Origin of the sequence: Micromonospora sp. MH99 (assembly GCF_021442385.1) — a bacterium.
Lineage (GTDB): Bacteria > Actinomycetota > Actinomycetes > Mycobacteriales > Micromonosporaceae > Micromonospora.
The window spans coordinates 86,873-109,079 of record NZ_MUZA01000003.1 but is presented as its reverse complement, the minus strand read 5'-3'; the positions used below and the strand labels follow the sequence as shown (position 1 = coordinate 109,079).

The 22,207-nt window shown below is 71.8% G+C and carries 20 protein-coding genes; 12 read left to right on the top strand and 8 right to left on the bottom strand.

Annotation, left to right across the window (positions count from 1 at the left end; all coding sequences use genetic code 11):
* Positions 1-116: 116 nt before the first annotated feature.
* The 7 genes from B0E54_RS02745 to B0E54_RS02715 all read left to right on the top strand — a co-directional run bounded on the left by B0E54_RS02745 (position 117) and on the right by B0E54_RS02715 (position 7,561).
* The gene (locus tag B0E54_RS02745) at positions 117-1,448 is read left to right on the top strand and encodes an ABC transporter substrate-binding protein (RefSeq protein ID WP_234581633.1); all 1,332 of its coding nucleotides are present in this window, start codon (positions 117-119) and stop codon (positions 1,446-1,448) included.
* Positions 1,449-1,469: 21 nt separating this feature from the next.
* Positions 1,470-2,426 (top strand): carbohydrate ABC transporter permease, encoded by a 957-nt coding sequence (locus B0E54_RS02740; protein ID WP_234581632.1) that lies wholly within the window; start codon positions 1,470-1,472, stop codon positions 2,424-2,426.
* The gene (locus B0E54_RS02735; RefSeq protein WP_234581631.1) at positions 2,423-3,337 is read left to right on the top strand and encodes a carbohydrate ABC transporter permease; all 915 of its coding nucleotides are present in this window, start codon (positions 2,423-2,425) and stop codon (positions 3,335-3,337) included. The genes B0E54_RS02740 and B0E54_RS02735 overlap by 4 nt, the downstream gene beginning before the upstream one ends.
* Positions 3,334-5,469, top strand: coding sequence for an alpha-galactosidase (locus B0E54_RS02730; protein ID WP_234581630.1), 2,136 nt, complete (start codon positions 3,334-3,336; stop codon positions 5,467-5,469). Before B0E54_RS02735 ends, B0E54_RS02730 begins: the two co-directional genes overlap by 4 nt.
* Positions 5,470-5,561: 92 nt before the next feature.
* Positions 5,562-5,963 carry a YciI family protein gene (locus B0E54_RS02725; protein ID WP_234581629.1) on the top strand — a complete coding sequence of 134 codons (402 nt, stop codon included), beginning with the start codon at positions 5,562-5,564 and terminating at the stop codon, positions 5,961-5,963.
* 3 nt (positions 5,964-5,966) lie between these two features.
* A complete protein-coding gene (locus B0E54_RS02720; protein ID WP_234581711.1) occupies positions 5,967-7,232 on the top strand; it encodes an RNA polymerase sigma factor in 1,266 nt (421 codons plus the stop codon).
* 8 nt (positions 7,233-7,240) lie between these two features.
* Positions 7,241-7,561, top strand: a complete 321-nt coding sequence (locus tag B0E54_RS02715) for a multidrug efflux SMR transporter (RefSeq protein WP_234581628.1) — start codon at positions 7,241-7,243, stop codon at positions 7,559-7,561.
* Positions 7,562-7,614: 53 nt separating this feature from the next.
* On the opposite strand, the gene B0E54_RS02710 is transcribed toward B0E54_RS02715, so the two are convergent.
* Complete coding sequence (locus B0E54_RS02710) at positions 7,615-9,021, bottom strand: cellulase family glycosylhydrolase (protein ID WP_234581627.1); 1,407 nt, start codon at positions 9,019-9,021, stop codon at positions 7,615-7,617.
* Between the two features lie 377 nt (positions 9,022-9,398).
* On the opposite strand from B0E54_RS02710, the gene B0E54_RS02705 reads away from it, so the two are divergent.
* Positions 9,399-10,361 carry a TIGR03557 family F420-dependent LLM class oxidoreductase gene (locus B0E54_RS02705; RefSeq protein WP_234581626.1) on the top strand — a complete coding sequence of 321 codons (963 nt, stop codon included), beginning with the start codon at positions 9,399-9,401 and terminating at the stop codon, positions 10,359-10,361.
* Positions 10,358-11,191: an alpha/beta fold hydrolase gene (locus B0E54_RS02700; protein ID WP_234581625.1), complete on the top strand. Its 834-nt coding sequence runs from the start codon at positions 10,358-10,360 to the stop codon at positions 11,189-11,191. Before B0E54_RS02705 ends, B0E54_RS02700 begins: the two co-directional genes overlap by 4 nt.
* 148 nt (positions 11,192-11,339) lie before the next feature.
* On the opposite strand, the gene B0E54_RS02695 is transcribed toward B0E54_RS02700, so the two are convergent.
* From B0E54_RS02695 to B0E54_RS02665, 7 genes are all read right to left on the bottom strand, one after another.
* On the bottom strand, positions 11,340-12,494 hold the full coding sequence (locus tag B0E54_RS02695) for a hypothetical protein (protein WP_234581624.1): 1,155 nt from the start codon (positions 12,492-12,494) through the stop codon (positions 11,340-11,342).
* A 54-nt stretch (positions 12,495-12,548) separates the two neighbouring features.
* A complete protein-coding gene (locus B0E54_RS02690; protein ID WP_234581623.1) occupies positions 12,549-13,346 on the bottom strand; it encodes an endonuclease/exonuclease/phosphatase family protein in 798 nt (265 codons plus the stop codon).
* 17 nt (positions 13,347-13,363) lie between these two features.
* Entirely contained in the window at positions 13,364-14,854 is a 1,491-nt protein-coding gene (locus B0E54_RS02685) for a phosphatase PAP2 family protein (RefSeq protein ID WP_234581622.1), read from the bottom strand.
* 71 nt (positions 14,855-14,925) lie between these two features.
* A complete protein-coding gene (locus tag B0E54_RS02680) occupies positions 14,926-15,927 on the bottom strand; it encodes a YihY/virulence factor BrkB family protein (protein WP_234581621.1) in 1,002 nt (333 codons plus the stop codon).
* On the bottom strand, positions 15,920-16,924 hold the full coding sequence (locus tag B0E54_RS02675) for a diacylglycerol kinase family protein (protein ID WP_234581620.1): 1,005 nt from the start codon (positions 16,922-16,924) through the stop codon (positions 15,920-15,922). Before B0E54_RS02675 ends, B0E54_RS02680 begins: the two co-directional genes overlap by 8 nt.
* A 93-nt stretch (positions 16,925-17,017) precedes the next feature.
* Positions 17,018-17,596 carry a Clp protease N-terminal domain-containing protein gene (locus tag B0E54_RS02670; RefSeq protein WP_234581619.1) on the bottom strand — a complete coding sequence of 193 codons (579 nt, stop codon included), beginning with the start codon at positions 17,594-17,596 and terminating at the stop codon, positions 17,018-17,020.
* Positions 17,596-17,832, bottom strand: a complete 237-nt coding sequence (locus B0E54_RS02665; protein ID WP_007457155.1) for an HTH domain-containing protein — start codon at positions 17,830-17,832, stop codon at positions 17,596-17,598. Before B0E54_RS02665 ends, B0E54_RS02670 begins: the two co-directional genes overlap by 1 nt.
* A gap of 190 nt (positions 17,833-18,022) precedes the next feature.
* Between B0E54_RS02665 and B0E54_RS02660 the strand changes: the two genes are divergently transcribed.
* The 3 genes from B0E54_RS02660 to B0E54_RS02650 all read left to right on the top strand — a co-directional run bounded on the left by B0E54_RS02660 (position 18,023) and on the right by B0E54_RS02650 (position 22,198).
* Positions 18,023-18,883 (top strand): universal stress protein, encoded by an 861-nt coding sequence (locus B0E54_RS02660; protein WP_234581618.1) that lies wholly within the window; start codon positions 18,023-18,025, stop codon positions 18,881-18,883.
* A gap of 65 nt (positions 18,884-18,948) precedes the next feature.
* Complete coding sequence (locus B0E54_RS02655; RefSeq protein WP_234581617.1) at positions 18,949-21,342, top strand: phosphoketolase; 2,394 nt, start codon at positions 18,949-18,951, stop codon at positions 21,340-21,342.
* A gap of 10 nt (positions 21,343-21,352) precedes the next feature.
* On the top strand, positions 21,353-22,198 hold the full coding sequence (locus B0E54_RS02650) for a universal stress protein (protein WP_234581616.1): 846 nt from the start codon (positions 21,353-21,355) through the stop codon (positions 22,196-22,198).
* Positions 22,199-22,207 lie beyond the last annotated feature (9 nt).

Below are 22,207 nucleotides of genomic sequence, written 5' to 3'. Positions count from 1 at the left end.
ATCGTGTTCGCCAATGTGGATTCTCGGTGGATCACGATGTGTATTCACAAGGTCGGACCGCTCTTCACCTCTGACGGCCCTTGGGCGTAGCACCTCTTCATCCGCAGGAGGCACAGATGTCCCGTCCCCGATCCCAAGCCGAGTATCTGGCTCGGCTCGTACCGCCCTCCGTCGCCGGCATCAACCGACGGTCACTGCTGGCCGGCGCGGCCGGCACGGGCGCGCTGCTCGGCACCGGCCTGCTCGCCGGCTGCGGCGACGACGACTCCGGCTCCGGCGGGTCCAGCAAGGACGTCACGCTCGGGTCCAACCAGTCCGACCCGAAGCCCAAGGACGTCCTCGCCAAGGTCACCGACGGGTTCAAGACCTCGTCCGGCGTGCAGGTCGCGACCAACACGGTCGACCACAACACGTTCCAGGAGAACATCAACAACTACCTCCAGGGCAAGCCGGACGACGTCTTCACCTGGTTCGCCGGCTACCGGATGCGCTTCTTCGCGCAGAAGGGCCTGGCCAGCGACATCAGCGACGTGTGGGGCAAGCTCTCCGGCTACTCCGAGGCCTTCAAGAAGGCGTCCACCGGTGACGACGGCAAGCAGTACTTCGTCCCCGCGACGTACTACCCGTGGGCCGTCTTCTACCGCAAGTCGGTGTGGCAGCAGCACGGCTACCAGGTGCCCACCACACTGGACCAGTTCACCGCGCTCGGCGCGCAGATGAAGAAGGACGGCCTCACCCCGATCGCGTTCGCCGACAAGGACGGCTGGCCGGCGATGGGCACCTTCGACATCCTCAACCTGCGGATCAACGGCTACCAGTTCCACGTCGACCTGATGGCCGGCAAGGAGGCCTGGACCTCCGACAAGGTCAAGAAGGTCTTCGACACCTGGGCCGGCCTGCTCCCCCTGCACCAGCCGGACAGCCTCGGCCGCACCTGGCAGGAGGCCGCGCAGTCGTTGCAGCAGAAGAAGAGCGGCATGTACCTGCTCGGTCTCTTCGTCGGCCAGCAGTTCAGCAACGACGAGCAGGACGACCTCGACTTCTTCACCTTCCCCGAGATCGACCCGGCAATCGGCGCGAAGGCCCTGGACGCCCCGATCGACGGCTACATGATGGCCCGCAAGCCCAAGAACGAGGACAACGCCCGCAAGCTGCTGGAGTACTTCGGTGGCAAGGCCGCCGCGGACATCAACCTCAAGAACGACCCGGCCGTCCTCGTCGCCAACAGTGGGGCGGACGTCGGCGGCTACACGGCCCTGCAGAAGAAGGCCGCCGAGCTGGTCGGGTCGGCCACCGAGATCGCGCAGTTCCTCGACCGGGACACCCGGCCGGACTTCGCCTCCACGGTGATGATCCCGGCGATCCAGCAGTTCATCAAGAACCCCAAGGACATTGACGGTCTGACCTCGTCCATCGAGAACCAGAAGAAGTCGATCTTCACTGACTGACGGCGGAAGGGGGAGGACATCGTGTCCGACCTGCCCCTGATCCAAGCGGATCGCGCCGTGCCGCCGCCGGCCGCGGCCACCTCAACGGGTGGTCGTCGCCGGCGGCTACGGCTCCTGTCCCGCACCGACCGCGTGGTCATCACGCTGATGGTGCTCGTCCCGCTGCTGCTCGTCACCGCCTTCGTCTGGCTTCCTGCGCTGGCGACAGTGGTGCTCTCCGGCACCGACTGGGACGGCATCGGCCCACTGAACGAGATCGACTTCGTCGGCGCCCGCAACTACAGCGACGTCGTGAACATCTACCCGCCGTTCGTGCCGGCGATCCAGCACAACCTGCTCTGGCTGGCCGTGCTGTTCGTCGTCGCCACCCCGTTCGGCATGTTCCTGGCCGTGCTGCTCGACAAGGAGCTGCGCGGCAGCCGCTTCTACCAGACCGCGCTGTACCTGCCGGTGGTGCTCTCGCTGGCACTGATCGGCTTCGTCTGGCAGCTGCTCTACTCCCGCGACCAGGGTCTCATCAACGCCGTCTTCGGCAGCAACATCGACTGGTACGGCGACTCGAACGTCAACATCTGGGCGGTCATGCTCGCCTCCGGTTGGCGGCACGTCGGCTACATCATGCTGCTCTACCTCGCCGGCTTGAAGGGGGTCGACCCGTCGCTGCGCGAGGCCGCCGCCGTCGACGGCGCGTCGGAGAGCCGGACCTTCTTCCGGGTGGTGTTCCCGGTGCTGCGGCCGATCAACATCATCGTGCTGGTGGTGACGGTGATCGAGTCGCTGCGCGCGTTCGACCTGGTCTGGGTCGTCAACAAGGGACGCAACGGCCTGGAGCTGATCTCGGCGCTGGTCACCCAGAACGTGGTGGGTGAGGCGAGCCGGATCGGCTTCGGCTCCGCGCTGGCGACGATCATGCTGGTCGTCTCGCTGGTCTTCATCACCATCTACCTGGCGACCGTGATGAGGGAGAACCGGGAATGAGCACCGCGACAGTGACCCGGCGTACCGAGGGTGGCACCGACACCCCGGTCCGCCGCCGCAAGCTGACCCCGGCCCGGCTGCTGCTGCACGGCTTCCTCATCGTCGTGTCGCTGGCCTGGATCTTCCCGATCGCCTGGGCCGTGCTGACCTCGCTGCGCTCCTACGAGTACACAGCCGCCAACGGCTACGTCTCGTTCGGCGGCTGGACCATCGACAACTACGTCACCGCCTGGCAGACGGCGGAGTTCGGCAAGCACTTCCTCAACTCGGTCTACATCACCGTGCCGGCGGTGCTGCTAACGCTCTTCCTCGCCTCCTGCGTGGCGTTCGTCATCGCCCGGTTCAACTGGAAGATCAACCTCGTCCTGCTCGGGGTGTTCACCGCCGCCAACCTGCTGCCGCAGCAGGCGTTGCTCATCCCGCTGTTCCGGCTGTTCACCGAGGTGCCACTGCCCGAGTTCATGAGCGACTCCGAGCTGCTCTACGACAGCTACTGGGGGCTGATCCTGATCAACGTCGCCTTCCAGTGCGGGTTCTGCGTCTTCGTGCTCAGCAACTACATGAAGGCGCTGCCCCGCGACCTGTACGAGGCGGCGATGGTCGACGGCGCCAGCGTCTGGCGACAGTACTGGCAGGTCACCATGCCGCTGTGCCGCCCGGCCCTGGCAGCGCTCGCCACCCTGGAGGTGACCTGGATCTACAACGAGTTCTTCTGGGCCACGGTCCTCATGCGCACCGGCGACAAGTTCCCGGTGACCAGCTCGCTCAACAACCTGCGCGGTGAGTTCTTCACCGACAACAACCTGGTCTCGGCGGGCAGCGTGCTCGTCGCGATCCCCACCCTGGTGATCTTCTTCATGCTCCAGCGGCACTTCGTCCGGGGCCTGACCTTGGGAGCCTCCAAAGGATGACGATCCTGCACCTGCGCCGCGCGCGGACCAGTCTGGTGCTCGACGCGCGCGGCCCGGGGCTGCCCCGCGTCGTGCACTGGGGTGGCGACGTCGGCGACCTCGACGCCGACGCCCTCCGGCAGCTCACCGACGCGACAGTGCCACCCGTGGTGCCGAGCAGCTTCGACGAGCCGCCCGCGCTGTCGCTCCTGCCGGAGGCGAGCGCCGGCTGGAGCGGCCGGCCGGGACTGGTCGGGCATCGCGACGGGCGGGACTGGTCCACCGCGTTCCAGCTCGACGGTCTCGACGTCGACCAGCCCTCCGACGCTCCGGCACGGGTCACCGTACGAGCGTCGGACCGGGCCGCCGGGCTCGGCCTGACCATCGAGATCACGCTCGACCCGTACGGCCTGCTGACCATTCGCCATCGCCTGCGCAACGACGGCGACGGCGCGTACGAGGTGCAGGGGCTGACGCCGGTGCTGCCGGTGCCGGCCGTCGCCACCGAACTGCTCGACCTGACCGGCCGCTGGTGTCGGGAACGCTCGCCGCAACGCCACCCGTGGCAGCACGGCGCCTGGGCCCGCGAGGGCCGGCACGGGCGCACCGGACACGACGCCACGCTGTTGCTGGTCGCCGGCACCGCCGGGTTCGGCTTCGGCCACGGTGAGGTCTGGGCGGTGCACACGGCGTGGAGCGGCGATCACGTCACCGTCGCCGAGCGGCGTCCCACCGGCGAGTCCACCCTCGGCGGCGGCGAACTGCTGGCGCCCGGTGAGATCCGGCTCGCCCCCGGCGAGGAGTACGACACTCCCCTGCTCTACGCCGTCTGGTCCGACGTCGGGCTGGACGGGCTCAGCGACGTACTCCATGCACACCTGCGGGCCCGGCCCGGACACCCGCGTTCCCCCCGGCCGGTGACCCTCAACGTCTGGGAGGCGGTCTACTTCGACCACGACCTGGACCGGCTGCGGGCCCTCGCCGACCGGGCCGCGCACCTCGGCGTGGAACGGTTCGTGCTCGACGACGGCTGGTTCCGCGGCCGACGCGACGACACCGCCGGGCTCGGCGACTGGTACGTCGACGAGAGCGTCTGGCCCGACGGCCTGCAACCGCTCATCGACCACGTGACCGGCCAGGGCCTCCAGTTCGGCCTGTGGGTGGAGCCGGAGATGGTCAACCCCGACTCCGACCTGTTCCGCGCGCACCCGGACTGGCTGCTGGCCGTGCCGGGGCGGTTGCCGCCGGCCTGGCGCAACCAGCAGGTGCTCGACCTGGGCCGCCCGGAGGCCTACGACCACGTGCTGGAACGCCTCGACGCGCTGCTGCGCGACCACCCGGGCATCAGCTACCTCAAGTGGGACCACAACCGGGACCTCACCGAGGCCGGGCACCACGGCCGGCCCGGGGTGCACGGGCAGACCCTCGCGGTCTACCGCCTCCTCGACGAGCTGCGCCGCCGGCATCCCGGAGTCGAGATCGAGAGCTGCTCGTCCGGCGGCGCCCGGGTGGACCTGGCCATCCTGGCCCGCACCGACCGGGTCTGGGCCAGCGACTGCAACGACGCCCTGGAACGGCTCAGCATCCAACGCTGGACCGGTCTGCTGTTGCCACCGGAGCTGATCGGCACGCACATCGGCCCGGAACGCTCGCACACCACCCACCGCGTACACGACCTGGGTTTCCGGGCGGCCACCGCGCTGTTCGGCCACCACGGCATCGAGTGGGACATCGCGTCGATCAGCGCCGCCGAGCAGACCGAGCTGGCCGCCTGGGTGGCACTGCACAAGCGGCTGCGCCCGCTGCTGCACGCCGGCCGGGTGGTCCGGGTCGACCACCCGGACCCGGCCGTCTGGGCGCACGGCGTGGTCGATCACGACACGACCCGGGCGGTGTACGCGGTGGCCACGCTGGCCACCTCGGTGGCGCAGACCCCGGGCGCGGTACGGCTTCCCGGCCTCGACCCGGCCCGGCGTTACCGGGTGCGGGCAGTGGCGGGCGTACCCGCACCGGCGACCATCGAACGGTCCGCGGCACCGTGGCTGGCCTCCGGTGTCACGCTCAGCGGGGCGGCGCTGGCCCGCGTCGGTGTGCAGCTGCCCGCCCTGCACCCGGAGCAGAGCCTGGTGCTGGAGGTCGACGAGGTCGGCTAGAAATTCTTTGCCGGAGTGTCGAGAACGGTGCGGCGTGCTTCTACCTCAGGGTGAGAGCACCGACGACGGTGCGCGGACGTGAGGGGCGAACCATGAAGTACATGCTGCTGATGCAGTTCAGCGCCACCGGGACCGACTTCCCGAGCATCGACACCTGGACACCGGACGAGGTCCGGGCCCACATCGCGTTCATGGGCGAGGTCAACGAGAAGCTCACCGCCGCCGGGGAGTGGGTCGACGCGCAGGGCCTCGGCGGCCCGCAGCAGGCGCGGATCGTACGCGCCGGCGACGGCGGCACGCCGGTGGTCACGGAGGGGCCGTTCGCCGAGACGAAGGAGTTCCTCGCCGGCTTCTGGATCGTCGACTGCGACAGCCCGCAGCGGGCGGTGGAGGTGGCCGCGTACATCTCGACCGCGCCCGGTCCCGGTGGTCGGCCGCTGAACATGCCGATCGAGGTGCACCCGGTGATGTCCGCACCCACCGAGGAGTTGTGAGGGCTGACCACCGATCCCCACATCGAGGACCTGCTGCGCGAGTTGGCGCCGCAGGTCCTCGGCGTGCTCGCCCGCCGGTTCGGTGACTTCGCCACCGCCGAGGACGCCGTGCAGGAGGCGCTGCTCGCCGCCGCCACCCAGTGGCCGGTTGACGGGTTGCCCGCCAACCCGCGCGGTTGGCTGATCCAGGTCGGCTACCGCCGGATGATCGAGCTGATCCGCGGCGAGCAGGCCCGGCGCCGCCGGGAGGACCTGGTCGCCCGCCGGGACCCGGACGACCGGCAGTACGCGCCGGCAGCGGACGAGGAACTGACCGCCGAGCGGGACGACACCCTGGTGCTGCTCTTTCTGTGCTGCCACCCGGCGCTCGCCCCCGCATCGGCGGTCGCGCTGACCCTGCGCGCGGTCGGCGGGCTCACCACCGCCGAGATAGCGCGCGCGTTCCTGGTGCCCGAGGCGACCATGGCCCAGCGGATCAGCCGGGCCAAGCAGCGGATCCGCGCGTCCGGGCTGCCGTTTCGAATGCCGGAGGAGGCGGAGCGGGCCGAGCGGCTGTCCGCCGTCCGGCAGGTGCTCTATCTGATCTTCACCGAGGGACACACCAGCACCGCCGGTCCGGCCCTGCGCCGCGTCGACCTCGCGGCCGAGGCGATCCGGCTGGCCCGTGCGCTGCACACGCGACTGCCCGACGACAGCGAAACCGCCGGGCTGCTGGCGTTACTGCTGCTCACCGAGGCGCGCAGCCCGGCGCGCACCGGCCCGTCCGGGGAGCTGATCTCCCTGGCCGATCAGGACCGCAACCGCTGGGACGCCGCGGCGATCGCCGAAGGCGTCGCACTTGTCACCCGGGCGCTGCCACGCGGCCCGGTCGGCCCGTACCAGGTGCAGGCCGCCATCGCCGCCCTGCACGACGAGGCGCCGAGCACCGACGCGACCGACTGGCCGCAGATCCTGGCGTTGTACGACGTGTTGGAACGGCTCGCCGGAACCCCGGTGGTGGCGCTCAACCGGGCCGTGGCGACCGCCATGGTGCACGGGCCCGCAGCCGGCCTCACGGCCCTCGACGCTCTCGGCGACGACCCCCGGCTGGCGGGGCACCACCGGCTGGCCGCCGCCCGCGCGCACCTGCACGAGATGGCCGGCGACCGGGAGCGAGCGATCGCGGACTACCGTGCCGCCGCCGCGCGGACCAGCAGCCTTCCCGAACAGCGCTACCTCACCATGCGCGCCGCCCGGCTCGCCGCCGGTGCGCCGACCACCGACGACTGAGGAGCCACATGGCGTACGTGCTGCTGGGGATCGCCATCCTCGCGGAGGTCCTGGCGACCAGCCTGATCAAGAGCACCGCCGGATTCAGCCGCCTCTGGCCGACGCTGGGGTGCCTGACCGGGTACGCGCTGGCGTTCCTCCTGCTGGCCCAGGCCGTGAAGGAGATACCCGTGGGTGTCGCGTACGCCCTCTGGTCGGGTCTGGGCACCGCGGCCATCGTGGCGATCGGCGCGGTGTTCCTGGGTGAGTCGGTCGGGCTGGTCAAGCTCGCCGGCATCGCCCTGATCATCGCGGGGGTGGTCATCGTGAACCTGACCGGGGAGCACTGACCGCAGCCGCCGCGGTGGCCGGGCCCGACGCGGGCCCGGCCACCTGGCGTCGGTCAGCTCGCCGTGCAGCTCACCTCCGGCTTGGGGTTGGTGCCGGACCAGCCGCCGAGGAACCCGAAGCTGGCGCTGGCGCCGGCAGCCAACCTGCCGTTGTAGTCCACGTTGCGCGCGGTCACCGTGGAGCCGCTGCTGGTCACCGTCGCGTTCCAGGACTGGGTGACGCTCTGGCCGTTGGCGAGGGTCCACCGGGCGGTCCAGCCGTTGATCGCCGTCGCGCCGGCGGTCACCCGCACCTCGGCCTGGAAGCCGCCCTGCCACTGGTTGGTGACGGTGTAGGTGGCCGCGCAGCCACCGGCGGGCGGCGGAGTGGTCGGAGGAGGCGTGGTCGGCGGGGGCGTCGTGGGAGGAGGAGTCGTCGGCGGGGGCGTCGTGGGAGGAGGAGTCGTCGGCGGGGGCGTGGTCGGCGGCGGGGTGCCGCCGAAGACGCTTGCCTCGCGGGCGGTCTGCCGGATGCCGTTGGCGCCGTTGAAGACCCGCTGCCCCCACGTCGTCAGACTGGCCGGGTTGAACGCGGTGGCCATGTCGAGATACTCCACGCCACCCCCGTTTCCGCTCCACGACCAGCCCAGCCAGCCGATCCCGTTGGCCTGGCTGTACGCGAGGATGGTGTCCTCGTCGGGGTCACCGTCGGAGTGGTTGAAGCCGAACTCACCGACCACGATGGGCAGCCCCGCCGCCCGGAACCGGCCCAGGTAGTCGGTGATCTCGGCGGCGGTGTCGAAGACGCCGTACATGTGGATGGAGAAGACCGTGTTGCGGGCCGGGTCCGCGGCGAAGACCGAGGCGGCGTTGTCGCGCATGGTGAACGACCAGTCCTGCCCCCAGTTCGGGGCGTCCACCATGATGGTGTGGGTCAGCCCACCGGCCCGCAGCCGCTTGATCGCGTTGGCGTTGTCGGTGGCCCAGGAGGCGTAGTTCTGGTTGCCGTACGGCTCGTTGCCGATGTTGACGATGACGTACCGTTCCTGGCCGACCAGCACATCCTTCAGGCTGAGCCAGTAGTCGACGGCCCGGTCCAGGGTGATGGCGCCGCTCTGCTCGCCGTAGCCGGTGGTGTCGTGGACCTCCAGCACGCAGATCAGCCGGTTGGCCTTGCACAGCGAGATGACGTTGGCGACGTCGGCGTTGGTGTTGCGGGTCCACCGGTCGCCGCTGGCGAGCACCACCCGCACGGTGTTCGCGCCGAGCGCCTTGACGTCGGCGAACGAGCTGGTCTGCTGCGGATACCAGGTGTGGGCGTGGTTCACCCCGCGCATGATGAATTCGGCGCCGTTGGCGTCGTACAGCTTGCCGCCCGCGACGGAGAAGCCGGCCGCGGCGTGCGCCGGCTGGCTGAACGCCAGCACGGCGAGGAGCAACGCGAGCAGGGCCCCGCCGGTGGCGGAGAGTCGAGTCTTCATGGCCTTCCTCAGGGAGGACCCCCGATGCCCGACAGGGGTGGGACGTGACAGGGGAAGGCGGCTGCAGCCCGACAGCCACCGCCCGACTCCCGGCGATGCTCGCATCAGCCTAGGGCGATGAATCAGCCCTAGCAACCGGTTCAGTAGGTCGGTCCGGGACCCAGACAGCCGTAACGGCCCGCGCGGACGCGGGCCGTCACGGGGCGGTCATCCCCACCACAGGATGTGCGCCAGACCGTAGGTCTTAACCGGTTAAGACGACCGTAGGCCGGTCTCCGGCATCCGTCAAGCATCGCCCGTCCGAACCGGACGAGAGGGTTGACGGCTGCTGACCTGGGTATCTCGGGACGAACCGTCGGCGAGAAGGAGATACCCGGATGGTGAGCGTCGGCTACACCCTGATGTGCGAGCAGGCCGGTCCGAAGCAGCTGGTCGACCACGCGGTACGGGCCGAGGCGGCCGGCTTCGACCAACTGGTGATCTCTGATCACTACTATCCCTGGCTCGACGCCCAGGGCCACTCCCCGTACGCCTGGTCGGTGCTCGGCGCGGTCGCGCACGCCACCTCCCGCGCGGAGCTGATGTCCTTCGTGACCTGCCCGATCCGCCGCTACCACCCGGCCGTGGTCGCGCAGAAGGCCAGCACCATCGGGGCACTCTCGGACGGGCGGTTCACCCTCGGCCTGGGCGCCGGGGAGAACCTCAACGAGCATGTCGTCGGCGGTTGGCCGCACGTGCAGCAGCGCCACGAGATGTTCGAGGAGGCGCTGCAGATCATCCGGCCGCTGCTCAACGGCGAGACGTTGACCTTCTCCGGCAACCACTTCGACGTGCCCGACGCCTACGTCTGGGACCGCCCCGAGCGGCCGGTGCCGATGGCCATCGCCGCCTCCGGCCGACAGTCCGCCACCCTGGCGGCCGAGTACGGCAACGGCCTCGTGTCCACCGAGCCCGACCGGCACATCATCGAGATGTACGACGACGCCGGTGGCGTCGGCCAGCCCCGCTACGGGCAGGTGGCCATCTGCTACGGCCCGGACGAGGCCGAGTGCCGCAAGATCGTGCACGACCAGTTCCGCTGGTTCGGAATGGGGTGGAAAGTCAACGCCGACCTGCCCGACCCGGACGCCTTCGCCGCCGCCACCCAGTTCGTCCGGGAGGAGGACGTCGCCGAGGGCATCTCCTGCGGCCCGGACGTGGACGCGCACGTCGAGGCGTTCCGCAAGTTCGTCGACGCCGGCTTCACGCACGTGGCGATCATCCAGGTCGGCGGCGAGGGCCAGCCGATGTTCCTGGACTGGGCACAGGAGCAGCTGCTGCCCCGGCTGCGCCAGTTGTGAGGCTGACGCCCGCCGGTCGATTCGGGCCGGCCGAGCTGCGGCTCGCCATGGCCGCGCCCCGACCGGCCGCCGGCCTGACCAGCGAGTGGCGGCTGGTCGACGGGCTGCGTACCCACACGCGGCGTGGCCCGGACCCCGACACCGGCAACCCGCCAGTGGTCCTGGTGCACGGCTTGGCGGTCTCGCACCGCTACCTCACCCCGCTGGCCGTCGCGCTCGCCGAAACCCATCCGGTGTACGTGCCGGACCTGCCCGGCTTCGGCCTGACCGAGCACCCCCACGGCGCGTACGACGTGCGCCAGCACGCCGCGCACCTGGCGGCCTGGCTGGCCGCGTACCGGTTGCCGCCGGTCTGCCTGCTCGGGCACTCGTTCGGCGCCGAGGTGGCCGCCGCGCTCGCGGCGACCCACCCGGAGGCGGTACGCGCGCTGGTGCTGGCCGGTCCGACCGCCGACCCGGCCGGCCGGTCCCGCCGGACCCAGTTCGGCCGGTGGCTGGTGGACACCCTGCGCGAGTCGCCGTTGCAGGCGCCGATCCTCCTTCGCGACGTCTGGAACGCGCGGCCCTGGCGGGTCCTGGCGACGTTGTCGCACTCGGTCCACAACACGATCGAGGCGGACCTGGTCCGGATCACGGCGCCGACGCTGGTGGTCAGCGGCGCGCGGGATCCGGTCGCGCCGGCCGACTGGCGGGCCCAGGTGGCCCGGCTGGTGCCGGACGCCGACCTGGTGGTCGTCCCCAGCGCGGCACACAACGTGGCCACCACGGCTCCGACGGCGGTCGCCGACGCGATCCGCCAGTTTCTTGCCCCGACACTCGTGAACAGGTGAAACCCATGCGCTTTGGCAACACGGAGATCCGACCCCTCGGCGGCGGCCTCGGCTGCCTCCTGATGATCCTCTTCTCGATCGTCGCCTCGGTGCTGCTCACCGTCCTGCTCAACGTGGTGCTCTGAGAGCACCGTGCCGGGTGGGGTGTTCAGCGCCGCAGACCCAGGGCGCTGAGCACCTCCCGGGAGGCCAGCCGGGCCGGGTCGAGCACCGAGCGGCGCATCCAACGCGCCGTGGGGGTGACGGTGGCCCGCCAGGCTGCCCGTACGCCGTGCGCCACCGGCACGACCGTCGCCGACCAGACCCAGCGCACACCCCGCAGCAGTGGGTGCACGGTGTGCCGCCACAGCCAGCGCAGTCCATGCCCGAGCGGGCGCAGGAGCCCTCGATAGACCAGGCGCAGCAGCCAGCCGGCCGTGCGCCAGGCGCCGACCACGGCATAGACGACCAGCCGACCCAGGCCGCGAACCGCCCACCAGATGCCCCGGGCCAACCCGACGAGCGCCGCGCCCAGCGCACCGACGAGCAGGCCCAGGCCGCGCACGAGCAGCCGGCCGACGGGCCTGAGCGCCGCGCCCAGCCAGCGCAGCGGCCGCCGAACGAGGTGATCGGCGAGCCAGACCAGCACGCGACCCAGACCCACGACGGGCGGGCGCAGCACGTTGCGGAGCACCCAGAGCAGGGGATCCCACAGCAGACGCCGAACCGCCCGCCCCGCCACCGAGCCCAGAGCGGCAAGCGCGCCGCCCAGCCAGACCAGCGGCAGCCAGACCAGCGTGCGCGCCACCCACGCGATCCCCCGCCCGAGCCACACGAGCGGCAGCCAGACGAGCGTGCGCGCCACCCACACCAGCGGCAGCCAGACGAGGGTGCGCGCCGCCCACACCAGCGGCAGCCAGATGAGGGTGCGGGCGACCCACGCGATCCCCCGCCCCAACCACACCAGCGGAAGCCAGACGAGGGTGCGGGCGCACCAGAGCAGGGGCAGCCAGAGCAACCGGTGCAGCGCCCAGGCCAGCGGGGCCAGCAGCCACTGCCGCAGAAACCGGCCGGCCGGGCTGATCAGGTGCCGGCGCAGCAGCCGACCGGCAGCCGCGAACAGCTCCCAGAGCAGGCGTACCGGCAGCACCACGACCAGCGCCACGGCACGCGCGACGGCCGCGACCAGCGGAAGCGGGACGGCGGCCGGCTCCCCCGGGTGCGGAGTCGGCGCGTCACGGGCGAGACGCGCGAGCGTCGGCGCGGTCGGGCCCTCGCCGCTCGGCGCGGGCAACGAAGCGCGAACGGTCGGACGGTCGGTCACGGTGGCACGGTAACCGGGCCGCGCCAGCCCGTGGGGTCGGCGGTGCGGGCAGCGTCAGCCAGCGTCCAGATCCAGTGTGGTCAGCAGCGGATAGTGGTCCGAGGCCGTGTCCGCCGCTCCACCACGGATCACCTGGCAGCCACGCACCCGCTCGGCCACCGCGCGGCTGCCGAAGAGATAGTCCAACCGCATCCCGGCGAACTCGGCCCCGCCGAAGCGGGTGGGCACGGTGAGGCCGTCGGCCTCCGGCGCACCGACGTTTGACGACGGCCACAGGTCGACGAGGTCGGCGGCGAGCAGGCGGGCGATCGCGCGGGTGTCCACGGCACCACCGCCCCGACGCAGGTGCCGTCGCCGGTAGAGAGCGCTCAGGCCGGCCAGGCGGGCGGTGTGGTCGACCGTCGGGTCCAGCGAGTTGAGATCGCCGGCGAGCAGCGTCAGCGGCCCCGGGGCGCGGCGCAGCGCCGCCACCAGCCAGTCGACCTCCATCCGCCGGCGTCCCCCGGAGTACGGGTAGAGGTGGGTGCCGAGCACGGTGAGCGGGCCGGCCGAGGTGGACACCACGACGCGGGCGGCGGCGTGGTGGAACGGCCGGCGCACCGCCCCCGCGGCGAGAACCCGGTACGGCGGCCGGACCAGCACCGCCACCGGCTGCCCGAAGCAGGACCGGGCCAGGTGGGGCGTCATCCCCACCCGGCCCGCCACGGTGGCCATCAGCCCGTCGGCGTCGAAGCCGCGCAGCTCCTGCAGGGCCAGCACGTCCGGCGTCTGCTCGTTGACGACCTGAACCACCTGATCCAGCCGGTCGGCGCCACCCCGGTCCCGACCGCCGGTACGGATGTTCCAGGTCATCGCCCGCACGGCAGCGCTCAGTCGGCTCGGCCGGCGCGCGCCAGCTCGTCGTCGAGGGTGTCCACGTCCTCGGACTCGATGGCCGGCTGGTTGCCCTCCGCGAGGTCGGCGTTCGGGCGGATCACGAGGTAGAGCAGCCCGATCCAGAGTGCGGAGAGCAGGATCGCGCCCATGAAGTCGGTCGGGTGGTGCATCCCCCGGTACATCCGCGAGGTCGCCACCCCGGCCGGCATGATCACGGCCATCGCCACGAAGATCCACCGCCACCAGCGGTCGGTACGCGGGAACACGATGAGGGTGATCGCCAGCCAGACGCAGATCGTCGCCGCGATGTGCCCGGACGGGAAGGAGGAGGTGGGCATCTGCCCGTCCAGGTTCTCCACCGGGGGCCGTGGCCGGTCGACCACCCGCGCCGAGGCGAGGAAGAGGGTCAGCTCACCTACCATCGCCAGCGCGACGAACAGCACTGGCCGCCACCGCCGCCACACCGCGAGCACCAGCGGGCAGAACACCAGCGAGATGAGCAGGATCGCGTGGGTGTCACCGAACTTGCTCCACCACCAGCTCACGTCGGTCAGCACGTCGGTGTGCCGGGCGGCGAACCAGCGGGGAACCTCGGTGTCCAGGGTGTCGAAGAAGGTGTTCTTGGCGTGATAGCTGACGTACATGCCGAAGCCGTACAGCGCGCCGAACACCAGCACCCAGCCGACCAGCAGCTCGGCCACCGCCGAGCGGGGGTGCGCCAGCACGTGCTCCTCGGCCGGGGCGGGCGCGATGTCGTGCCCGGCCTCCGGCTCCAGCCCCTCGCTCAGCGGCGGCACCGGCTTGCCGCGCTCGCGCCGCCACAGCCGGAAGGCGTACGCGGTCACGCCCAGCCACGCGGCGCCGAGCAGCCAGCCGGCCAGCACGTCGGAGACGAAGTGCACGCCCAGCGCGATGCGGGTCAGCCCGATCAGCGCCACCAGCACACCGACGCCGACGATCGCGGGCTTGCGCCAGCGCGGCGCCATCGCCGGCAGGAACACCAGCAGCAACGCCCCGTACGCGACGAACGAGCCGAGCGCGTGCCCGCTCGGGAAGCTGTTGCCGGGCGCGCTGGCGATCGGCACGTCCACCACCGGGCGGAGCCGGCCGACAAGCGCCTTGAGCGACGGGTCGAGGATCAGCCCACCGACCCCGGTGATGATCAGGTAGACGGCCAGCCGGGGCTGCCGTCGGATCAGCAGCCCGACCACCGCGATGGTGACCAGCCAGATGAGGATCGGCCGGCCGCCCAGATCGGTCACCGCCTGAAGCACGGTGACCAGCGGGTGGTGCGGGGCGACGAGCGAGTTGAACCACTCGGCGACCGCGTGGTCGGCGTCCTGCAACGGGCTCCACCGCACCCGCACGAGCAACAGCAACAGCCCGAAGGCCACGCCGGCGCCGGTGACGGCCACCAGGCCGGCGATGCTCCGCTCGGCGAAGTGACCGATTGGACGCCGAGCCACCTCTTTGACCGCGGTCACCCCGCACCTCCCTTGTTGTACCTGGCGAGGCGCTGTACCCGATCCGGGTCCGGCGTACACCCGGGCGTCGCTCAGAGCGCCGTCATGTCCCCGGTGTCGAACAGCTCGGCACGGTCGGCCTCGGGCTCCCACAGGTCGGGCTGCGCCGGCTCCTCGACACCGATACGCAGTGCCTCCAACTGGGCCGCGAAGGCCAGCCCGCCGAAGAGCGCCATGCCGGTCAGGTTGGCCCAGAGCAGGAGCGCCATCATGCCGGCCAGCGCGCCGTAGGTCTGGCCGAAGCCGTCGCTGAACCGCACGTACGCGGCGAGCAGCAGGCTGGCCAACCACCACAGGGCCGTGGCGATGCCCGCGCCGAAGAAGAGCCAGGACAGGCCGGGCTGGTTGCGGCGGGGCGCGTGCCGGAACAGCACGGCCACGGCGAGCACGGTCAGCGCGAGACTCAGCGGAAAGCGGACCACGTCCCAGATGCCGTTGGCGACCTCGCCCCACTCGTAGTGCTTGCGGACCGAGTCGCCCATCGCCCCGCCGCCGACGAGGATCAGGAAGCCGGCCAGCGCGGGCAGACCGGCGGTGACGGCCAGGACTGCCGCCCGCAGGTATTTCCACAGGGCCGGGCGGTCCCGCTCGACCCCGTAGATGCGGTTCGCGCCCCGCTCGATCTGCGCCATCGTGGTGGTCAGCGCGACCAGTCCGGTGAGCAGACCGAGGGTGAGCGCCAGCTCGCCGGCGTCCTCGACGCGTTCGCCCTCGCCGAGCAGCTCGCCGACCACCTGGGCGCTCTGGCCCGGGGTGAGTGCCAGCACGGTGTCGGCGACCACCTGGCCGCCCTCCTCGACACCCAGCTCGCTGATCAGGCCGGTGAGGGCGATCAGGAACGGCACCACGGCGAGGCAGAGCTGCAACGCGAAGGCGCGGGAGTGACTGAACCCGTCGCCGTAGCGGAACCTGATGAACGCGTCGCGCAGCAGGTGCCAGCCGCCCTTGCGGCGCAGTGTGTGCCAGGCGTCGTCGGCCGACAGCTCCTCGTTGGCCATCAGCCGGGTCTCCGGCACGATCCGGGTGCTACTCACGGCGCGCTTCCTCGATCAGCTGCTCGCCCCGCTCCCCGGCGCCCTGGGCGTCAACGGACAGGTCGGGGGTCTCCTCGGGCTGCGGGACGCAGAGCCACAGCGCCTGCGGTCGGATCTCGGCGTGCAGCCGCCGACCGGGGGCGATGAGGTCGCCGTCGAGCTCCCGCGGCTGTGGGCGGTTGCTGGTGACGACCACCGTGCGGCCCCGGAAGACCTCCATCTGCGGCACCTGACCGCTGCGGCGGACCACGGCCCAGCCGAGCGCGAGCCAGTGCCGCAGGTTGCGCGGGGTGAGCACGGCGACGTCGAGCCAGCCGTCGTCCGGCTCGGCCTCGGTGAGCAGGCGGACCCCGCCCTGGAGCCGGCCGACGTTGGCGATCAGCACCGAGCGGACCCGGCGGCGTACCGGTGGGCGGTCGTCGATGCGGATCTGCACCCGCATCGGCCGGTCCCGCAGGTGCTTCACGGCACCCACGACGTACGCCGGCCAGCCGATGCGGGCCTTGGTGGTCTCGTTGGTGGCCTCGAGCATCTTGGCGTCGAAGCCCATGCCGGCCATGACGGTGAAGTACTGGTCCTCCACCGCGCCGACGTCGAGCAGCCGCCGACCGCGTTCGACGGCGACCTGAAGCCCCGCCGCGAGGTCGGTGGAGAGGCCGAGGTTGGCGGCGAGCAGGTTGCCGGTGCCCTGCGGCAGCACGGCGAGGGCCACGTCGGTGCCGACGAGCCCGCTGACGCAGGACATCACGGTGCCGTCGCCGCCGCAGGCGAAGACCAGGTCGACGCCGGCCTTGACGGCCTGCTCGGTCTGGCCCCGGCCGGGATCGTCGACGGTGGTCTCGAACCACTGCGGCTCGGGCCAGCCGGCGGCGCTCAGGGCGTCGTTCACGGTGCGGCGCAGCCCGTCGAGATCGTCGACCTTCGCCGGGTTCACCACCACGGCGGAGCGCAGCCCGCCGTCGCCACCTGAGGGGCGCCTGTCCTGTCCAGCATTCACGGCGCCAGTGTGCAGCACCGGGCCGCCTTCAGCGACCCGACGACGCGCCGGCGTCGGAAGTGCCACAGACAGGTTTCAACGCGTACGCGTGCGTCACGCCGCCGTCCGCAGCGCGGTCTCCACCCGTCGGCGCAGATCGTCGAGGTCGACGCCCGCTTCGGTGAGCACCAGCGCGCCCAGCCCCTGACCCTCCCGCAGCACCCCGAGCAGGATGTGCTCGGTGCCGATGTGCTTGTGACGCAGCCGCAGCGCCTCGCGCAACGACAGCTCCAGCGCCTTCTTCGACCGGGGCGAGAACGGCCCGCCCAGGTAGCGTCGACGCCCCCACCGGCGCCGCGGGGCGGGCACGGCCTCGCGCAGCGCGTCGGGCCCGAAGGACTGCTCGATGCGGGCCACGATGGCGGCCAGGTCGATGCCGATCTCGCGCAGCGCCGCCGCGTCCGCGTCGCCGAGGCCCGCGCCTCCGCCGCTGGTGTGCCGCCGGACCCGTTCGCGCAGGTCATCGGCGCGCACCCCGGCGTCGGTCAGGACCCGACTGGCCAGGCCGGCCTCGTCGGCGAGCAGGCCGAGCAGCAGGTGCTCGGTGCCGACCGGCCGCTGACCCTCGGCCCGTGCCTCCTCCAGCGCCGCCCGCACCACGCCGCGCGCCCGCTCGGTGAACCGTTCGAACATCACGCCTCCCAGGATGAGTTGACCGCCGGTCGCCCAGCGTGTTTCTTGTGCACCGCCTGCCGGCTGACCTCGAGCGCGTCGGCGATCTCCTGCCAGGACCAGCCCTGTCGACGGGCGTTGTCCACCTGGACCACCTCGAGTCGCTCGAGCAGCCGGCGCAGCGCGCGGACGGCGCGCAGCCCGACCCGGGGGTCGGTGCTGCCGGCTGCCGCCGCGAGTTCCGTCGCCTGACTCATGCCGTCAACATACGTTGACAGCCTCACCGCTGTCAACTTTTGTTGACGCCGATCACGTCGACCCCGACGTGCCGACCACCGCAGGCCCGTCGGCGCGGCCCGAACCGGCCCGCCGCCGTCACCACACGACTACCCTCGGTCAGGAGACAGCGCGGTCGTGCCGGGCGCGACGCCCGGGAGGTGATATCCGATGGCGGTATCCGCCGACGCGGAGGTGCTGGTCGGCCTCGGCTCGGACGGTGACCTTCCGGTCGTGGAGCAGGCCGCGCAGGAAGCCGCCGGACACGACCGACCCCTGCACGTCATACACACCTTCGACTGGCAGGCGGCCTTCGCGGCGGAGACCGTCGCCGCGCCGCGGGACGAGGCCGAGAACCTGATCACCCGGGCCGCCCAGCTCGCCCACCAGGTCGAACCCGGCCTGACCGTACGCGCCGAGATCGTCGAGAGCGGCCTGCTGCCCACCCTCATCCGCCGGTCCGAGACGGCCTTCCTGCTGGCCGTCGGCGACAGCGGAATGGCCGGCAGCGGCCAGTGCGTCCCGGCCGAGACGTCCGCCGTGCAGTTGGCCGCGCGAGCCAACTGCCCGCTGCTGGTGGTCCGCCGCGAACCGCCGCCGCAGGGCCCCGTCCTGGTCGGGGTGGACGGCTCCCCCAGCTCACACCTCGCCCTGCGGTGGGCAGTGGACTGCGCCCGCGGGCGCGACGCCCGCCTCGTGGCGCTGCGGGTGGTCGAGAGCGACGAGGACACCGACGCGGTCGCCGAGCAGCTCAGCGAGGCACTGGCCCGCCACGCCGACCCCCACAGCGGGGTGCCCACCGAGTGCCGGGTCGTCCGCGGTGATCCCGGGCAGGTGCTCGTCGACACGTCCCGGTCGGCGCAGGTGGCGGTTGTCGCCGCCCGGGGCGACGAACCGGGACGAGCCATGCTCGGCGCGGTCGCCCAGTCCCTGCTCTACCACTCCCCCGCCCCGGTGGTCGTCGTACGCGGCCTGGCCGAGATGCCACTCACCGGGCCCGACGCCCGCCCGGCCCGGGACCAACGGCCCTGACCGGCCGCGTCGGCGGCGGCGAGGCTGGACACCGAGACCCGCCCACTACCCGCGAGAGGCAGCAGATGGACATCGCTCTCGACGTGCAGCGCGCACTCACCGACGACGAGCTGCGCCGACTGGACGCCTACTGGCGTGCCGCGAACTACCTCACCGTCGGGCAGATCTACCTGCTGGGCAACCCCCTGCTGCGCGAGCCGCTGACCCCCGACGACATCAAGCCACGGCTGCTCGGGCACTGGGGCACCAGCCCCGGGCTCAACCTGATCTACGCGCACCTCAACCGTGTGATCGTCGCCCGCGACCTGAACGCGATGCTGGTCACCGGCCCCGGGCACGGCGGCCCGGCGATCGTGGCCAACACCTGGCTGGAGGGCACCTGGTCGGAGCGCTACCACGATGTGGCGCGCGACGAGGCCGGGATGGCCCGGCTGTTCCGGCAGTTCTCCTTCCCGGGCGGCATTCCCAGCCACGTCGCGGCGGACGTGCCGGGCTCGATCCACGAGGGCGGCGAGCTCGGGTACGCCCTGAGCCACGCCTACGGCGCCGCGTTCGACAACCCGGACCTCGTGGTGGCCTGCGTCGTCGGCGACGGCGAGGCGGAGACCGGGCCGCTGGCCGGCAGTTGGCTCTCCAACGTCTTCCTGAACCCGGCCCGCGACGGCGCGGTGCTGCCCATCCTGCACCTCAACGGCTACAAGATCGCCAACCCGACCGTGCTGGCCCGGATCCCCGAGGCCGACCTGCTCGACATCATGCGGGGTTCGGGCTACCAGCCGTACGTGGTGTCCGGCGACGACCCGGCCGTGGTGCACCGCACCCTCGCCGCGACGCTGGACCGGGCGCTGGACGAGATCGCCGAGATCCAGCGGCGGGCCCGTTCCGGTGGTGTCGTCGAGCGCCCCCGCTGGCCGATGATCGTGCTGCGGACGCCGAAGGGCTGGACGGGCCCGCGCGAGGTCGACGGCACCCAGGTGGAGGGCACGTACCACGCCCACCAGGTGCCACTGTCGGGCGTCCGCGACAACCCCGCCCACCTGGACGAGCTGGAGCACTGGCTGCGCAGCTACCGGCCGGAGGAGCTGTTCGACGCCACCGGCGCCCCGGTCGAGGAGCTGCGGACGCTGCCGCCCCGCGGTGACCGGCGGATGAGCGCCAACCCGGTCACCAACGGCGGCGTGGTCCTGCGCGACCTGACCCTGCCCGACTTCCGCGACTACGGCGTGGACGTCCCCGAGCCGGGCCAGCCGATGGCCGGCGCGACAGGGGTCCTCGGACCGTGGATCCGTGACGTGATCATCGCCAACCCGCAGACGTTCCGGCTGTTCGGCCCGGACGAGGTCGCGTCCAACCGGTTGGGCGCCGCCTTCGAGGTGACCGACCGTGCCTGGGTCGCTCGCACCGTCCCCGGCGACGACCACCTCTCCCCCGACGGCCGGGTCATGGAGGTGCTCTCCGAGCACCTGTGCCAGGGCTGGCTGGAGGGTTACCTGCTGACCGGCAGGCACGGCGTGTTCACCAGCTACGAGGCGTTCATCCACATCGTCGACTCGATGGTCAACCAGCACGCCAAGTGGCTGAAGGTGACCCGGGCGATTCCCTGGCGCCAGCCCCTCGCCTCGCTGAACTACCTGTTGTCCAGCCATGTCTGGCGGCAGGACCACAACGGCTTCTCGCACCAGGACCCGGGCTTCATCGACCACGTGGTCAACAAGAAGGCCGAGGTGGTGCGGGTCTACCTGCCGCCGGACGCGAACACCTTGCTCTCCACCATGGACCACTGCCTGCGCAGCCGGCACTACATCAACGTCGTGGTGGCCGGTAAGCAGCCGTCGCCGAACTGGCTGACGATGCAGGAGGCGATCCAGCACACCCGGCGCGGCCTGGGCATCTGGGAGTGGGCCAGCAGCGACGGCGGCAGCGAGCCGGACGTCGTCCTGGCCTGCTGCGGTGACGTGCCCACCCTGGAGACACTGGCCGCCACCGAACTGCTGCGCGAGCACCTGCCGGAGCTGAAGGTGCGGCTGGTCAACGTGGTCGACCTGATGCGCCTGCAGCCGGACACCGAACACCCGCACGGCCTGCCGGACAAGGAATTTGACACCATCTTCACCGCGGACCGGCCCGTCATCTTCGCCTACCACGGCTACCCGTGGCTGATCCACCGCCTGACCTACCGCCGCTCCAACCATGACAACCTGCACGTGCGCGGGTACAAGGAGGAGGGCACCACCACCACTCCGTTCGACATGGTGATGCTCAACGACCTGGACCGGTTCCACCTGGTCATCGACGTCATCGACCGGGTGCCCGGCCTCGGCGCCCGCGCCGCGCACCTGCGCCAGCAGATGGTCGACGCGCGCCAGGCCGCCCGCGACTACACGCGCGAACACGGCGAGGACGACCCCCGGGTCGCCGAGTGGCGCTGGGTCCGCGAGACCGACCCGATGAACCCCTGAGGAGGACGACGTGCGGGACGCGGAGATCCTGGTCGGCTACGACGGCTCCACCGACGCGTCGGTGGCCCTTACCTGGGCGCTGGCCGAGGCCGAGCACAGCGGCCAGCCGGTGCGGCTGGCGTACGTCTTCGAGTGGCTGACAGTTGCCAGTTGGGTCGGTCCGGGCGTGGCGCCCGGCGTCTGGCCGGACGACACCGCCCGGCGGCAGGCGGACGACCTGGTCCGCAAGGCTGCGGCGGACGCCACCGCCGCACACCCCGGCCTGACGATCACCAGCGAGGTGTACGACGGGCCGCCGGCCCTGGTGTTGCAGGAGCGCTCGACCGACGCGGGGCTGCTGGTGCTCGGCAGCCGGGGCCACGGCGGGTTCGGCGGGCTGCTGGCCGGGTCGACGGCGGTGGCGGTCGCCGCGCACGCGCACTGCCCGGTCGTGGTGGTCCGCGACGGGACCGCCAGCGGGCCACCGGCCCCGGTGGCGGTCGGGGTGGACGGTTCGGAGCCGTCGCTGGTGGCGCTCGGGTTCGCGGCCGAGCGGGCCGCCCAACGTCGGGTGCCGCTGCGCGTGCTGCACGCCTGGACCCCCGGCCCCGGTGGGGCGGCCGGAGCGCCGGACGAGCAGGCCGCCGTCGAGGAGGCGCTGGAGCCGTGGCGGCGGACGTTCCCCGAGCTGGACATCACGCTCGACCTCGTCGCGGGCAGTCCGGCCGGGACGCTCATCGAGTCGAGCCGGTCCGCGCAGTTGGTGGTGGTCGGCAGTCGGGGCCGGGGTGGGCTGGCCGGGATGCTGCTCGGCTCGGTCAGCCAGCAGGTGATCCAGCACGCCGGCTGCCCGGTCGCGGTCGTCCGCGAACGCTGAGCGGCAGCT

Excerpts from the sequence above, each read along its gene's own strand:
- B0E54_RS02710 (WP_234581627.1), bottom strand. The coding sequence starts at position 9,021 with ATGAAGACTCGACTCTCCGCCACCGGCGGGGCCCTGCTCGCGTTGCTC.
- B0E54_RS02705 (WP_234581626.1), top strand. The coding sequence starts at position 9,399 with ATGGTGAGCGTCGGCTACACCCTGATGTGCGAGCAGGCCGGTCCGAAG.
- B0E54_RS02670 (WP_234581619.1), bottom strand. The coding sequence starts at position 17,596 with ATGTTCGAACGGTTCACCGAGCGGGCGCGCGGCGTGGTGCGGGCGGCG.
- B0E54_RS02665 (WP_007457155.1), bottom strand. The coding sequence starts at position 17,832 with ATGAGTCAGGCGACGGAACTCGCGGCGGCAGCCGGCAGCACCGACCCC.
- B0E54_RS02660 (WP_234581618.1), top strand. The coding sequence starts at position 18,023 with ATGGCGGTATCCGCCGACGCGGAGGTGCTGGTCGGCCTCGGCTCGGAC.
- B0E54_RS02655 (WP_234581617.1), top strand. The coding sequence starts at position 18,949 with ATGGACATCGCTCTCGACGTGCAGCGCGCACTCACCGACGACGAGCTG.
- B0E54_RS02725 (WP_234581629.1), top strand. The coding sequence starts at position 5,562 with ATGAAGTACATGCTGCTGATGCAGTTCAGCGCCACCGGGACCGACTTC.
- B0E54_RS02690 (WP_234581623.1), bottom strand. The coding sequence starts at position 13,346 with ATGACCTGGAACATCCGTACCGGCGGTCGGGACCGGGGTGGCGCCGAC.
- B0E54_RS02735 (WP_234581631.1), top strand. The coding sequence starts at position 2,423 with ATGAGCACCGCGACAGTGACCCGGCGTACCGAGGGTGGCACCGACACC.
- B0E54_RS02745 (WP_234581633.1), top strand. The coding sequence starts at position 117 with ATGTCCCGTCCCCGATCCCAAGCCGAGTATCTGGCTCGGCTCGTACCG.
- B0E54_RS02730 (WP_234581630.1), top strand. The coding sequence starts at position 3,334 with ATGACGATCCTGCACCTGCGCCGCGCGCGGACCAGTCTGGTGCTCGAC.
- B0E54_RS02715 (WP_234581628.1), top strand. The coding sequence starts at position 7,241 with ATGGCGTACGTGCTGCTGGGGATCGCCATCCTCGCGGAGGTCCTGGCG.